The organism is Chryseobacterium endophyticum (assembly GCF_056333165.1).
In genome coordinates, this window is the sequence record NZ_JBWGXE010000005.1 from 171,639 (window position 1) to 185,557 (window position 13,919).

General features: G+C 35.9%; 15 protein-coding genes and 1 tRNA gene. 12 read left to right on the forward strand and 4 right to left on the reverse strand.

The window, feature by feature from the left end; translation table 11 throughout:
• Position 1 precedes the first annotated feature (1 nt).
• A complete protein-coding gene (locus tag AC0N32_RS13095) occupies positions 2 to 361 on the reverse strand; it encodes a ribosome-binding factor A (RefSeq protein ID WP_476394305.1) in 360 nt (119 codons plus the stop codon).
• Positions 362 to 450: 89 nt separating this feature from the next.
• Here AC0N32_RS13095 and mce point away from each other — a divergent pair, with 89 nt between their 5' ends.
• Positions 451 to 849, forward strand: a complete 399-nt coding sequence (gene mce / locus AC0N32_RS13100) for a methylmalonyl-CoA epimerase (protein ID WP_476394306.1) — start codon at positions 451 to 453, stop codon at positions 847 to 849.
• Between the two features lie 61 nt (positions 850 to 910).
• Positions 911 to 984: transfer RNA gene (locus AC0N32_RS13105), tRNA-Ile, on the forward strand.
• 109 nt (positions 985 to 1,093) lie between these two features.
• On the opposite strand, the gene AC0N32_RS13110 is transcribed toward AC0N32_RS13105, so the two are convergent.
• The gene (locus tag AC0N32_RS13110) at positions 1,094 to 1,498 is read right to left on the reverse strand and encodes an XRE family transcriptional regulator (protein WP_476394307.1); all 405 of its coding nucleotides are present in this window, start codon (positions 1,496 to 1,498) and stop codon (positions 1,094 to 1,096) included.
• 304 nt (positions 1,499 to 1,802) lie between these two features.
• Between AC0N32_RS13110 and AC0N32_RS13115 the strand changes: the two genes are divergently transcribed.
• The 9 genes from AC0N32_RS13115 to AC0N32_RS13155 all read left to right on the forward strand — a co-directional run bounded on the left by AC0N32_RS13115 (position 1,803) and on the right by AC0N32_RS13155 (position 11,820).
• Positions 1,803 to 4,769, forward strand: a complete 2,967-nt coding sequence (locus AC0N32_RS13115; protein ID WP_476394308.1) for a VIT domain-containing protein — start codon at positions 1,803 to 1,805, stop codon at positions 4,767 to 4,769.
• A gap of 553 nt (positions 4,770 to 5,322) precedes the next feature.
• Entirely contained in the window at positions 5,323 to 5,907 is a 585-nt protein-coding gene (locus AC0N32_RS13120) for a hypothetical protein (RefSeq protein WP_476394309.1), read from the forward strand.
• Positions 5,904 to 6,653, forward strand: coding sequence for a DUF4280 and LysM peptidoglycan-binding domain-containing protein (locus AC0N32_RS13125; RefSeq protein WP_476394310.1), 750 nt, complete (start codon positions 5,904 to 5,906; stop codon positions 6,651 to 6,653). Before AC0N32_RS13120 ends, AC0N32_RS13125 begins: the two co-directional genes overlap by 4 nt.
• 2 nt (positions 6,654 to 6,655) lie before the next feature.
• The gene (locus tag AC0N32_RS13130; RefSeq protein ID WP_476394311.1) at positions 6,656 to 8,260 is read left to right on the forward strand and encodes a glycoside hydrolase family 19 protein; all 1,605 of its coding nucleotides are present in this window, start codon (positions 6,656 to 6,658) and stop codon (positions 8,258 to 8,260) included.
• 1 nt (position 8,261) lies between these two features.
• Entirely contained in the window at positions 8,262 to 8,630 is a 369-nt protein-coding gene (locus AC0N32_RS13135) for a hypothetical protein (protein ID WP_476394312.1), read from the forward strand.
• Complete coding sequence (locus AC0N32_RS13140) at positions 8,627 to 9,370, forward strand: hypothetical protein (protein WP_476394313.1); 744 nt, start codon at positions 8,627 to 8,629, stop codon at positions 9,368 to 9,370. Before AC0N32_RS13135 ends, AC0N32_RS13140 begins: the two co-directional genes overlap by 4 nt.
• Before the next feature lie 110 nt (positions 9,371 to 9,480).
• On the forward strand, positions 9,481 to 10,050 hold the full coding sequence (locus tag AC0N32_RS13145; protein ID WP_476394314.1) for a hypothetical protein: 570 nt from the start codon (positions 9,481 to 9,483) through the stop codon (positions 10,048 to 10,050).
• A 47-nt stretch (positions 10,051 to 10,097) separates the two neighbouring features.
• Positions 10,098 to 11,126: a hypothetical protein gene (locus AC0N32_RS13150; protein ID WP_476394315.1), complete on the forward strand. Its 1,029-nt coding sequence runs from the start codon at positions 10,098 to 10,100 to the stop codon at positions 11,124 to 11,126.
• 139 nt (positions 11,127 to 11,265) lie between these two features.
• On the forward strand, positions 11,266 to 11,820 hold the full coding sequence (locus AC0N32_RS13155; RefSeq protein ID WP_476394316.1) for a hypothetical protein: 555 nt from the start codon (positions 11,266 to 11,268) through the stop codon (positions 11,818 to 11,820).
• A gap of 459 nt (positions 11,821 to 12,279) precedes the next feature.
• Here AC0N32_RS13155 and AC0N32_RS13160 read toward each other — a convergent pair whose 3' ends face one another.
• The gene (locus tag AC0N32_RS13160; RefSeq protein ID WP_476394480.1) at positions 12,280 to 12,771 is read right to left on the reverse strand and encodes a hypothetical protein; all 492 of its coding nucleotides are present in this window, start codon (positions 12,769 to 12,771) and stop codon (positions 12,280 to 12,282) included.
• Positions 12,772 to 13,052: 281 nt separating this feature from the next.
• Here AC0N32_RS13160 and AC0N32_RS13165 point away from each other — a divergent pair, with 281 nt between their 5' ends.
• Positions 13,053 to 13,610 (forward strand): dual specificity protein phosphatase family protein, encoded by a 558-nt coding sequence (locus tag AC0N32_RS13165; RefSeq protein WP_476394317.1) that lies wholly within the window; start codon positions 13,053 to 13,055, stop codon positions 13,608 to 13,610.
• A gap of 26 nt (positions 13,611 to 13,636) precedes the next feature.
• Here AC0N32_RS13165 and AC0N32_RS13170 read toward each other — a convergent pair.
• The coding region (locus tag AC0N32_RS13170; protein ID WP_476394318.1) for a hypothetical protein at positions 13,637 to 13,919 on the reverse strand (283 nt) is incomplete at its 5' end.

Here is a 13,919-nt window from a genome sequence, read left to right on the forward strand (position 1 = left end):
CTTACAGAATAGGATTGTCGCCTTCGCCTCTGAGTTCGCGGTCTAGTTTTTCAACATCGTCAAGAGTGGTGTCCAGATAGAAGTTGAGATTTGGGATCACGCGGACCTGTTTCGCCATTTTCTGGCCGATAAAGTTTCTGTACTGGGCTTTGTTTTCCTCAATCTCCTTCATAACGGCAGAACGGAATTCCTGCGGAAATATGCTTAAATAGATTTTTGCGATCCCAAGATCTGCAGTTACTTTTACATCCGAAACCGATACCAGAATGCTTTGTTTGCTTTCTGCGGCCTGTTTGCGGAAAAGTTCTGCAAAATCTTCCTGTATAATCTGTGCTACTTTTCGTTGTCTGTTACTCTCCATAAGTTGTGCAAATTTACTACTTTTGTTTGAATTGGTCCTTTGAAAATTGAAGCATTATCAAATTTACAATTTAATTATTTAAAATATTTATGAAATTAGAACATATCGGTATTGCCGTAAAATCCTTAGGCATTTCAGACGAAATTTTCACAAAGCTTTTGGGGCAGGAGTCCTATAAAAACGAATCTGTAGAAAGGGAAGGGGTTACCACTTCTTTTTACGCTGCCGGCGAAAGTAAAATCGAACTTCTTGAAGCCAGCACGGAAGAAAGCCCGATCTCAAAGTTTATCGATAAAAAAGGGGAAGGTATTCACCATCTGGCTTTCGGCGTGGAAAATATTTTAAAAGAAATCGAAAGACTGAAAAAAGAAGGATTTGAATTTATTTCTGAAGACCCCAAAGAAGGTGCTGATAATAAATTGATTGTCTTTCTTCATCCCAGATCTACCAATGGGGTACTGGTAGAACTTTGTCAAGAAAAGGCATAAAAAATTTTGTAATGCCAGAAATTTTGCTATTTTTGCAGTCACAAAATTCAACCAATTTTGCGGTCCTATAGCTCAGTTGGTTAGAGCACCTGACTCATAATCAGGTGGTCCCTGGTTCGAGCCCAGGTGGGACCACGTTAGAAAGCACTTACAGATTTGTAGGTGCTTTTTTATATTTATAACTGATATAAACAAAAAAACTCAACCCTTAAGGTTGAGCCATATCATAAAGCAATTACTAAATTCACCTTCCCACAAGCTTCTCCAACCGATCCATCATCTCCTCCTTTTCCTTCAACATCCTTTCATACAAAGCAATCTTTTCCTCGTGAAGTTTGATGATTTCTATCATTGGATTGATGTTGTAGGTGCCACCGGAATTACCAATGAAAGCTTCATCATTAAAGGTATTCGAAATAATATTAATCGCCTGTTCCTCATCAAAATTCTGGAAGGCTTCTACGGGAATTTTCAGGACGTCTGAGATGGCTTTTAGAAGATGATCTTCGATAACCTCTTTTTGTTGAATGAGGGAAATTTTCTTTTGATTCCAGTCTTCGCCGAGGTCGAAAGCAAGAGCTTCCTGCTTGATGCCGAGCATTTCCCTGAAGCGTTTTACGTTTCTTCCCTGATGTATTTTCTGTTCCATAGCGGTGAGCAAAATTTTAAGGCTTAAAAATCATTAAACCATTTGTGTTAATTCGTTTGAGGGTAAAGTTAAAAATTATCCTTTAAATAAACCATTTACCACGAATATTTTATTCCTGAATCCATAGATTGCATAATACCTCGGGCCGGTCTAAACAGGATAGCAAAACTTCCGCCATCCAACATCCCTTTTACAGCTTACTTAAACAGCATTATCAATTTTATTTTAAATTTTTTCAATTCTTTTCCAACGCGGCCGCAAATTCCTGCATCTATATCAATAGAACATGTGTAAAACAAAATCTATGAAAAGGCTGTACATACAATTTCTTTTATTTTTTCCGGTTTTCTGTCTCACCCAGATTCCGAAGATTGAAATTTCCAATGGCAAAGGAATCTATAAAACCAGCGATCAGGTGATCCTTCAGAAGCTGCAGATTGAAACAAAAATCGTCGGAAAGATTTCGACCAATACCATCACTATGGTTTTGAAGAATAATTCAGGTCGCCTCAGGGAAGGGCGGGTTACTTTTCCGCTTCCGGAAGGGGGCAGCGTAAGTGGGTACGCCCTGGATATCAACGGGAAACTCAGGAATGCAGTGTCGGTAGAAAAAGAAAAAGCCAAAGAAGTATACGAAACCATTAAGAAAAGGAATATCGATCCCGGCCTTCTCGAAAAAGTGGAAGGAAATAATTTCCGCACAACCGTCTATCCCATTGCTCCGAATGGAGGTGAAAGAACCCTGCAGATCACCTATCATTACGAACTGAAGAAATCCGGGAATTCTTACCAGTATTTTTTGCCGTTGGATCATCCGCAGCAAATTCCGGATTTTACCATAAAAACAAGCGTTTATCAAAATGCTGAAAGGCCACAGCTGGCAGAAAGACCGGACGGAGCATTCGATTTCATTAAAAACGGAAATATATGGTCTGCGGAAATGCACAAAACCCATTACAAGCCCGGAAACAATTTGAAAATCAATTTTCCCGTGCGGGAAGGCAGCCAGAATGTTTTAATACAGGAGGCTTCGGCAGGTTCTTCGTATTTCTTTGCCGATCTGAATATGCTTCCGAATGTAAGAGACAAAAGATTGCCGAATAGAATTGCGGTGGTCTGGGATAATTCTTTAAGCGGGAAAAACAGGGATCATCTCAAAGAATTTACCCTGCTGGAAGAATATTTTAAAGTCAATAAAAATGTTACCGTAAAAACATATTTCATCAGCAATACGTTTGAAACCGGAAAAACATTTAAAGTAAATGAAGGAAACTGGAATGAGCTGAAGGCTTTTCTGTCAAAAACTTCTTATGACGGAGGTACGGATTACAGCCGGTTAAAATCTCTCGATGAAGACGAAATCTTCTTCTTTACAGACGGAATATCTTCCTTCGGAGAAATGAAATTGGCATGGAACAAACCCACCTATACCATTTCCTCTTCCAACACCGCCGATTTTAGTCAGCTGAAATATATTAGCAATAAAACAAACGGAGAATTTTTAAATTTAAACGAAAACGATCCTGGAAAGGAGATCCGGAAATTATTATTCCAGCCGCTGAGGTTTTTAGGAATTGAAAGTAATGCTTCCGTTTCCGAAGTCTATCCTTCGATTTCTGAACCCATTTCACAGGATTTTGTGCTGACCGGAATTTTAAAAGGAAATAAGACGACACTTAAAGCAAAATTCGGCTATGGCAATGACGTCACAGAAACAAGGCTGATCGTCTTGGATACGGCAGAACAGATGGTAAAAGACTGGGAAGTCTCGACATTCTGGGCCCAGAAGAAGCTGGATGAACTCGAAATCTTTCAGAAGCAGAATAAAGATGAAATTAAAAACCTGAGCCGGCAGTTCGGTCTGGTCAGCAGCAATATGAGCTTAATGGTGCTGGAAAACGTGGAAGATTATGTACGTTATGAGATCACACCTCCGTCGGAACTTAGAAAACAGTTTGATGAGATCGTAAAAAACAACAAGATCGCAAAAGATGCAAAGCTGAATGATCTGATGGCCCGGGCAGAAATGATGACTGTAAACCTGAAAGAATGGTGGAAAAAAGAATATAAGCCGAAACCAAAACAATATCCTAAGCCGGCACCGGTCTCCACACGAAGTGATACCGCAAGGGTAAGCGATGTTGAAGAAGTAGTCGTAACAGGTTTTGGAGAAGCAAGAACATCAGCAATTGCTGAACGGAGAAGAGAACAGCAGCAGATGAGCCTTAAAGAAATGTCCTATGTAGCATCAAATGCACCCCAGGCACTTCAGGGAAGAGTAGCAGGACTTCAGGTCGGATACAGAAATGAATTTTCAAACAGCTCTGCGGTCATCAATCCCGGTAAAATAAAAACCATTGAAGTGGAATCCAAAGCAGAATACATGAAGCTCTTCAACGGGGAGAAAAATACGGAAATCATTTATAAAATTTACCTTCAGAACAGACCTGGATATGAAAAGCTTCCGCAATACTACTTTGATGTTGCCCAGGTTTTATTTAAAAACAATGACCGTACACTCGGGATCAAAGTACTGAGTGCCATCGCAGATCTGGATCTTGAGAATGAAGAACTTTATAAATTATTAGCTTATAAACTAGAGCAGGCGGAGGTATACGATAAAGAACTTTTTGCCGCACAGAAAGTGCTGGAATGGAGACCTTTTGATCCCCAGAGCTACAGGGATGTGGCGTTGGCTTTTGAAGACAACGGAAACTACCAGGCTGCTCTTGACAACCTGTACAAAGTGCTTACCCAGTCATACACCAAAGAACTGGCAGACCGGGACAACGGGATTGAAGAGATCATCATCATGGAGATCAATGAGCTTATTGCAAACCATGGAAAAGAACTGGATCTTAAAAACATCAATCCTAAAATCATCGCCGATCTCCCGGTAAACATCCGCGTGGTGATCAACTGGAACAAAGATGATACGGATATCGATCTTTGGGTAACCGATCCTAATAATGAACGTTGCTATTATTCAAATAAAGAAACAGAAATCGGAGGCAGATTAAGCGACGATTTCACCAGAGGTTTCGGCCCCGAACAGTTTTTACTGAAAAAAGCCCTGAAAGGCAAATATAAGATCCAGACCAATTTCTTCGGCGAACGGCATGTAGGAATAGCTGGTCCGACAGCCATTATGGCGGAGATTTACATCAATTACGCCACCGGGAAACAGGAAAGAAAAACAGTGGTCTTCCAGAATCAGAAAGAGAACGGGAAAAATGATGACGGAATCCTCATTGGCGAGTTTGAATTTTAAAGAATTATAAAATTGACAGTAAAAACACAATAAATTAGACAGGATGGTGTTAATATAAGATCAAAAGTGTTAGAAGAAGTTTGAGTTTAAAGTGTCTGCAGCAGTGCAGGCACTTTTTTTATGATCTTACCTAAAAAAAAATGATGTGTCATCTGATAAATTACATATCCGATGATTGAGAATCGCATAAATATTTTAAATTTGTGGGAAACGCAAACATTATTTGATGAAAACAACTGTTCCTTCGCATTTGTATCTTCCTTCTGTCATTCTGAAAGAGAAGGAGTATCACTACCATTTTCTTAAAAAGACATTAACTCAGGAAAAGACTTTATCCTTTGATTTTACTTTTATCCATAACGGGAAAACCAATGATGATTCGAAGCAAACTGTCGTAAAAATTAACCGGAGTAATCTTCTCATTAATAAAGAAAAACCTGATGAAACGCTTATTGGCGAACTTCTTTCTCATTCTTCTCAGGCCTTGTTTCCCTTAAGGGTGTCTGTTAATTCCTATGGTTTTCCTAAAAAACTGTGTAATCACGCCGAGATTTTGGAACGATGGAAAAGCTTTATCCCAAGGCTTGAAGACTATTATGACGTTGGGAAAGCAACAGATTTACTCAATCGGGTGAGCAAGATTTATAAAAATCCCGGTTATTTATTTGATAGTTTAAAAAATGATTTGTTTTTCTCTGTGTTTTTCCTCCCTGTTTATGGTGATTACGGACTAAGCAGGATTTCAGTTATTGATGATTTTGAATTTACTTTTACCCCGGGACAAAAGGAAAAATATTCTCTGGAGTTGGAAATTTTAAATGAGTATACAGAGAATGGGAAAATAAAAATTCTTGTTCACGGAACCTCTCATTCTACAAAAGATAATACTGTTTCAGGATATTTTTTACTCAATAAAGACCGGAGTATTCATAAGATTGAAATCGTCTTTTATTTTTCTGCTTACAATGAAGAAATTAAAATCCATGTTTTTGAAACAAAAGAAACGGCTGAAGTAAAAACGGGTATAAATGTAGTATTTGATGAACAAGAAGAACGGAAAAAGCTGTCAGAATCAAAAAGATTTTTTTTGGAAGAAATAAAGAATAGTGATTTAATAAAACACAATATTACAAGATGAAAAAAGGATTTATTTACATCGTGAAGAAAGGCGAAACGCTGGAAAGTATTGCCGATGACTACGGAATTTCTGTAAACGAACTACGGAATTTTCATAACCTGTGGTGCGAAGATATCAATGACGGAATTGCTTATAAAGTCTCTGAAGGGAAAAAATTAACTGTAGAAAAAGAAAAACCCTCCAAACAGGAAATCCGGGAGCGTCGGGAAATTGAATATCAGGAAGAAAAAGAGAAAAGAGAGCTCCGAAAACAAAAAGAGCAGGAAGCCAGACGTACCGAACAGGATGATAAATTTTATGTAGTAGACGGCGCAAAATGTGTATGCGACAAAGGGATGATTCCTGCTACTTTGAAAGTAACCTCCCATTCTAAAACGATTTTTAATAGCTGTGAAAACAATGAAAAATATACCGCAACTTTAGAAGATGTTCAGTTCAAAGAAGGAAGCGCATGTTTCGGAAATTGTAAAGTCAAAAATAACAACCCTTGTGCTTTTGTTCCGGCAGGCACATGGAAAAAGCCTTATGAGAAATTAAAAATCATGGAAAAAGCTGCTCTTACCGAAATATCTTATCTCATGTGTTCCGTAGGGGGTAAAATTACAGTACACCACCATGGGCAAAGCGTAAAAATGGGAAGTAACAATGTACAGAAAGCCGATGCGGAACTACTGAATCAGGTAATGCCCGGAATCAGTTTTGAAGAATTCCAGGGTGAGTACGACGATAACCAATACTACTTATAACGATGGGAAATATATTAAAAGGAATTGAAGGCGAACGCTTTCCGGTAATTGGTGCGGTGACCGGGTATCGTGTAACTTTTGCGGAAAAAGCTGATCTGAGCACGATAAATGATAATGAGATCTCATGGCAGATCTATTGGTCGAACCCGTATAGCGAATATGAAAAAGTGCCGTTCTCCGGACAGAAAAAAGGAAGGCTCACCACTTATAAGTTTTTACAGAATTTACAGGGTAAAAATCTGCAATTGAAAGCGACCTATAAAAATGAAACCGTAGAACTGCATATTACTCCCCAGGCGAGTGGCGAAATAAAAATAATTGATGTATTTTTTCTGGATGTAGAATACAAAATACAGGATCCTGATAATCTAAAATACATGAATAGTGTAAATCTTCAGATTTACACCCTGAATATGTTGGGGAAATATGTTGAATTTAAAATTTACGATACGGTAAACGGCCAGGATATCGAAGTGGCAAAAAGTACCGAACCGATGCAGATTGTCCAGAAAAATGGTATTGTAAAAACGAAAAGAGCAATATTGTTAAGTCCTGCGATGTATATGCAGACCCAACAGGATAGATCTGCGAATGAGCATCATTATAAAGTAAAGGTTTGGGAACTGAATAATGAAGAAAATTTCTATGAAGAAGAACTGAAAGTGAAAAATGAAATGGGACAGATGAATTTTCCGCAAGATTCTCAAACACCTGTGAAAACAGGAACATCTGAACCGGAGAAAAAAGAGGAGGAGAAAAAGAAAGACGAAAAATGTTTTTGCGATAGGGATTTAAAAATTGAAGACTTTGTAAAAATTGGAATTTCAAAAAAGAATGCTGAAAAGTTTAAAGATGCGCTTAATTTAACTTTTACAAATTATAATATAAATACTTGTATTAGAAAATTACATTTCTTAGCGCAAGTTAGGCATGAATCCCTTGAGTTTATTTACCAGGAAGAACTTTGGGGGCCAACGCCCGCTCAAAGTGGTTACGAAGGAAGAAAAGACTTATGTCATAAATTGCCGGGGGATGGAAAACGATTTTTAGGTCGTGGGTTAATTCAAATAACAGGTAGATGTAATTATACAAGTTATTCGAATTATAAAAAAGAAAATGGCGATGATATTGATTTTACAACAGAACCTAATAATAAAAAGCTGGCAAAATTACCTTATAGTGTTGATTCAGCAGGATGGTATTGGGCTAAACAGTTAGGTTTTGATTTAAGCACTTATGCTGATAAAGATGATATAATTTATATAACTTATCGGATTAATGGAGGTTTTAATGGATATATTGAAGATAGAAAACCAAAATTGATAAAAATGATTAAAAACAGTGTGAAATGTGAAAATTCAAAATATGTAAACTACGATAAATACTCTATAAAAAATAGTAAATGTTGGGAATCACAAGATTCTATATATAGATATGCCCAATTATCAACTGATGAATCTAAAATATCGTATCAACAATATTTAGATTTAACTTCTGATTATTTAAATTTTTCATCAGTGAAAGGATGGGAAAGAAGTCCTCAAAAGAAAAAAAACAAGGAAAAAATTGAAGCCAGAAGAGAAAAAGCTAAACAAAAAATAAAATGAAATGAAATATTTATTATTGATACCACTCTTGTTCCTTTTTAAAAATAAAAGAAATGATTTGGTTCCAGGTAATTATAAATCGACTGAAGATAGCTACTGTAATCCCCAAATGATTATTTATATAAAAAAAGATACGAAGACTAGTAATTTTTCTTTTGATATATACAGGAGTAATAAAAAGATCACTACTGGTAAACTTGTTATTCGCACTGATGATGATGATCAAAAGATTTTAGCGATGAAAAATACGGTAGGAATATATCGAAATGATAGTATTATCATTCAAAATTCTGGTAATGAAATGAATCAATATCATAATTTTAAAAACTGTAAAGCAAAATATTTAATTTTTGTCAGAGAAAGAAAATGAAATATTTAATCGCATTGGTTATTTCAATATGCATTTCCGCTCAAAAGCAAATAAAGAAAGATGCTGTTATTCAAAATTTGAGTGGCTTATTTACGATTTCATCAGGCAAAATTCCGGCTCCTTTAAAAATTAACTTTGACGATTTGCCTTTCGAAAATTTAAGAGACCGAATGGGCGAATCTTTTGACGGTAAAGACCTGTACTTCTTGAATGGAGATTTGGTTGCATTGGCTACGTGCTGTGCATTTAAGGCAAAAGAAATTCTTTACTACAGATATTTGCCCGTCCATAAGAATTGGGTATTGTATAAAAGTTATTATGAAGATGTAGAAATTGCGAGCGGTATTACGGATATTGAAGTGTCTTATTATCCCTATTCACTGGGAATTAATAATATGGAATATGATCAGGATGAAAATCTTTATGCACAGGATTCTTTAAAAAACAAGATAACCGGTGAGAATATTTTTACTGTTGAATATGAGAAATTGAGAAACGCAAAAAGTTTAAAAAATTATCTCTTCCAATACTCGTATGAAGATTTGTACTTGCTCATTAAACAAAAGCCTATAACTTCTACGACATCGGATAAATATAACAATCTGGCATTTTATATTGCTCAAACCAGAGAAGGAAGTTTTAAAGCAGTGTATTTATATAATGAAATACTCAATAAATTTCCTTCCAGAGTAGTAACTTATCTTAATCTCGGAGATTGTTATTGGGAAATGGGAATCTAAGATTTAGCAAAAGAAAATTATAAAAAATACGTAGCGCTGATGAAGTCCCAAAATAAAGAGATCAGAAAAATTCCTAATCGGGTGTGGGAAAGGATAAAATAAACCTGATCATGAGAATAATTTATTTGTTGTTTTTTATTAGTAATCTGTCTTTTTCACAGGCAAAGCTAATCAAGGATATAGATTTTGATGGTATTAGAGACACTATTTATATTGATGGTGAAAATTTAAAAGTGGTATCATCGCTGTCAACACAGAATTTTAAAAAGGTTTATAGTGAAGAAATAGAGTCTTTGGATGGACAGGTAAGTTTAAAAAGCTTTTTCAATGGTTTCAAACTTAATATTGATTTGATGAGAGCTGGATATTCCTGTCAGTTCCGATATAATAAATTAGAAAAAAAAATACAGCTTATCGGAATGAGCAGATACGAATTTGGGCCCGCAAATAATGATGGAAGTGGCGAGTCAAGTGTAAACCTGCTGACAGGAAACTATATTGGAAATTGGAACTATTATGATTTGAAAAAAGAAGAATTGATAAAAATTCCTTCTATTAAAACAAAAATGATTTTCCCTCAAACTTTTTTGGAGAATTTTAGCGAAAAAATAGTTTCCGATTATTCTGAAAATTGTGCAAACCTTTTTAATAAAAGAAAAAAGCAACTTCTGAGACAATAAATAGAATTCGTAACTTCTTCATTCTTCTTATTACTAATGTTGAAAATATGATGATTAAAAAGATAATAATATGTTTTGTGTTATTTTTTATTTATGGAAATGCTCAAAAAATTTCGGGAGATTATTATTCTATCGAACCCAAATGTAATTTCCGTTTGAAAATAGATTCTCAAAAAAGATTTATTTTTTACATAAATAAGAAAAAGAAAACATCCGGTACAATAAAAATATCCAAAGAAGATCATTCAACCTATCTCACTTTTGGAAATGTAGGTTCTCTCTATGCTAATGATACGATCTATATTCAAAATTCAGGAAATGCAGATAATCCTTATTGGAATTTTAAAGAGTGTAATGATAAGTTTATTCATTTAGCAAAACAAAAAGTGATTACACCGATAACGACTGTAAAAGTCTGTAGCCAAAATCAGAAATTATCGTCTCTTTTAAAATTCAATTTTATAATTTCAGAATTGCATAATGATTTTAATGATGATGGAACAAAAGATGACCTTTATATTTTTGCAAATAATACCGAAAAAGAAACCGCTGTGACTAATGCAGGTATTAATAAAAGAAAATTATTGATAATATTTAACGATAAGAAAGGCAATTCTTTTTATTATGAAAATGACGGTATTTTTCCCTGCAGAGAATGTCTGGGGAAAAGCGATAACGATATTAGTGATTTGAAGTTTGAAAATAATTTGTTATCATATAAAACAACGGTAGCTCCATTTGCATCCGATCATTATTCTATAATAAATTTCAGTTTAAAATTTTCAGATAATAGTTTTACGATTTGTGATTATGAAGAAAAGTATTACAAAGCAGGTGAGGATAATGAAGCCTCAATATCATTGACCAATAGCGATATTCCAAAAATTAAATTTAATTATTATGAATGGGTTGCTGACAAAAGTTGGTTGGATTACGTCATAATATCAAGTCAAAATGTATTGAAGCTAAATGATTTTGCTTATAAAATTCAAAATACAAATAATTCTTTGGCGATTGAACTTCTACAAAAAATTCTCGATAAATACCCAGCCGAGTGGTCGCTTACCTTAACATAGCGGATAGTTACTGGTTAGATGGGGATAAGACAAAAGCTCAGGAAAATTATAAAAAATATGTAGCGCTGATGAAGTCCCAAAATAAAGAGATCAGGAAAATTCCTAATCGGGTGTGGGAGAGGATAAAATAAACTTAATAATGAGAATAATAATTTTGTTCATGGCTTTATTTTGTACTGAAATGTTTTATTCACAGAATAAAACCAATTATATCATACCTAAAGATTATTATGTATTTGATAGTGTTTATTTCAAAGATTATAAAATTCTAGCACTGGAAAGAAAAGAAAAAAAGAATGACAAATCAGGTATTCATTATAACCTGCCCATTATCTTTCTTCACAAAAATATACATTCTGGCACCTTCGAAAAAATCGCGGAAAATAATAAACTTGTATTTTCGTACGATGACAATTGTCCGGCAGATATTTATGGCAGACTTGTAATCAAAGGGAATTTTTTTACGGTGGAGCAAATTTATTGTTCAGATTTTCTGTTTGTCAATTCATTTACTACTTTCTACATTGACCGGTCAAACAAGATACATCTTCATCAATATGGTGAAAGCTATACAGACCGGAGTAATCCCGATAAATTCATAAAAGACAGGGTGTGGACTAAAAAAGATTTTGGATCCGTTAGTTTTGCAGAAGTAAATGAAAATTTTTTAATGCGCTTAGGCGGGCACTTTTGAATTAACCTCAACTTTGCCGTTCCCAACCCCTCCCAACCCATTCGGAAACTATCGCGATCCGTTTTGTATAGATTCAGATATATAATTTAAAGGTTCCGATAGGTCATACAGCCCTCCCGATATATTCAAGAGAACTCCGACGGGGTTGTTGATCGCTTCAATGGAATAAGATAGGCATCCGGACACGTACTGCACCTGTCCGGATAGGTAAAAGATAGTTTCCGACAGATAAAAGATAAGTCTGGAAGCTTCCCGAACGTATCCGGAACGATTAAGGACCTCACCCGATCATTAAGTAACCTCTTTGGATAATTGAAAGACGTCTTCGAAGCTTTCATCAACCTACCGAAACGACTGACTGACGTCTCAAGGATAATAACTGACCTGTCGAAACCCTTAAAAGACGGGGTAGAACCATAAAAATACCCCTCCGTTGGTATGAAGGGGTAGATGGCTGTACTATTCTTTCTGTTTATTATCAGGCGGGATTGTTGAAGTACTGTTTTTTATAAAAAACTGCTTCAGATCTTTGTATTTATCTTCAAATCCAGGTGCTGAGGTACCTGCTTTGTAAGTGGTGAACGAATAATCAACCAGCGCCGACTGGTAATTATCGAAATCATGCAGCGTTTTGGCATTATTCAGCCGGGTAATGATGCTTTCAAGCCTGCTGATCATTGACTCCATGTGGTTTCGGGAAGTGTAGTCCCTTTCAAACTCAGTCCAGTCGACATCCGGAGCGCTGAGGTTGGGCTGACTTTGGTGATAGTCGTGAACCTTATTCACAAACAGTTTGTTTTGCTCGTTGATGCTGCCGTATTTTTTACGGTCAGCCGCCGAAAGATTGATTGTGATTTCAGCAAGTGCACTTTCCAGTGATGCGATGGCATCTTGTGCCGCAGTGATCTTCGTACTGCTCAGGTGGGTAGAATTTAAATTTTTTAATCCCATCATTTTTGATTTTAAAATTAATATGTTGATAAAATAAAATCGTGTGTTTTTATAGAAACGAAAGTAAGAAAATTTTTGAAAGAAAAAAAATAAAGCAAGCTGCAGCATGCCCGAAGTGCAGCTCCGTACATAAATCTTCAGGAATGCATAGTGAGCGTAGATCATACAATCAGTCCGATATTTTTTGTTCTCTTCTTGAAAAAAGATTGTAGATTAGCAGTATTGAATTGTGTTTCAAAGAGATTATGAATCTGAGTTTTAAAAAAAATATTGTCAAAAGAATGATAATTTCATTAGTGATCATTGCTGCGGTGGTTCTTGCATTGGTATGGTATCAGAAAAAAGTGCGTTATAATCTCGTTACGATTTCAGAAAACAAGGTCTATAATTCAGGGGCTGTTCCTCCGGAGAAGCTGGCGGCTTTCGTAAGCGACCACAAAATAAAAACCATTGTCGATTTACGCGACGGCCTGGTGCAGACCGCTTTGAATCCGGAAACAAAAAAGCAGGTAAATGCCGAAGAATTTGCAGCAGATAAGATTGCAGGTCTCCATTATTATAACTTACCCACCGACCAGATCCCTCAGGACAGCACGGTACAGAAGTTTTTGAAAATCATGGATGACCCGGAAAATTATCCTGTTCTTATCCATTGTCATCACGGGGTTGGGCGTTCCCGCCTGTTCAGTTCTATTTACAGAATCGAATATGAAAACTTCACCAACGAAAAAGCCAGGGAAAATGCCCGTTTGTTCTGGGAATTCGGAACCAATTTTTCGAAAAATTCGGATAAAGGCATCTATCTTACCCACTATAAGAAAAGGAAAACGGAGCAGTAAGGCTTCCTTTGCTTTATTCCTGAATTTCAACATTCAACATACCTGAAAAATATTCTCCCGCAGATTATGGTGATTACGCAGATCTTAATGAAAAAAATCTGCTCAATCCGCTCAATCTGCGGGAGCATTTTCATACCATCACCGATTCCGATAAAAGTCAATCCGAAACCACTAAAAAATATTCTCCCGCAGATCTTGGTAATTACGCAGATCTTAATGAAAAAAATCTGCACAATCCGCTCAATCTGCGGGAGCATTTTCATACCATCACCGATTCCGATAAAAGTCAATCCGAAACCACTAAAAAAT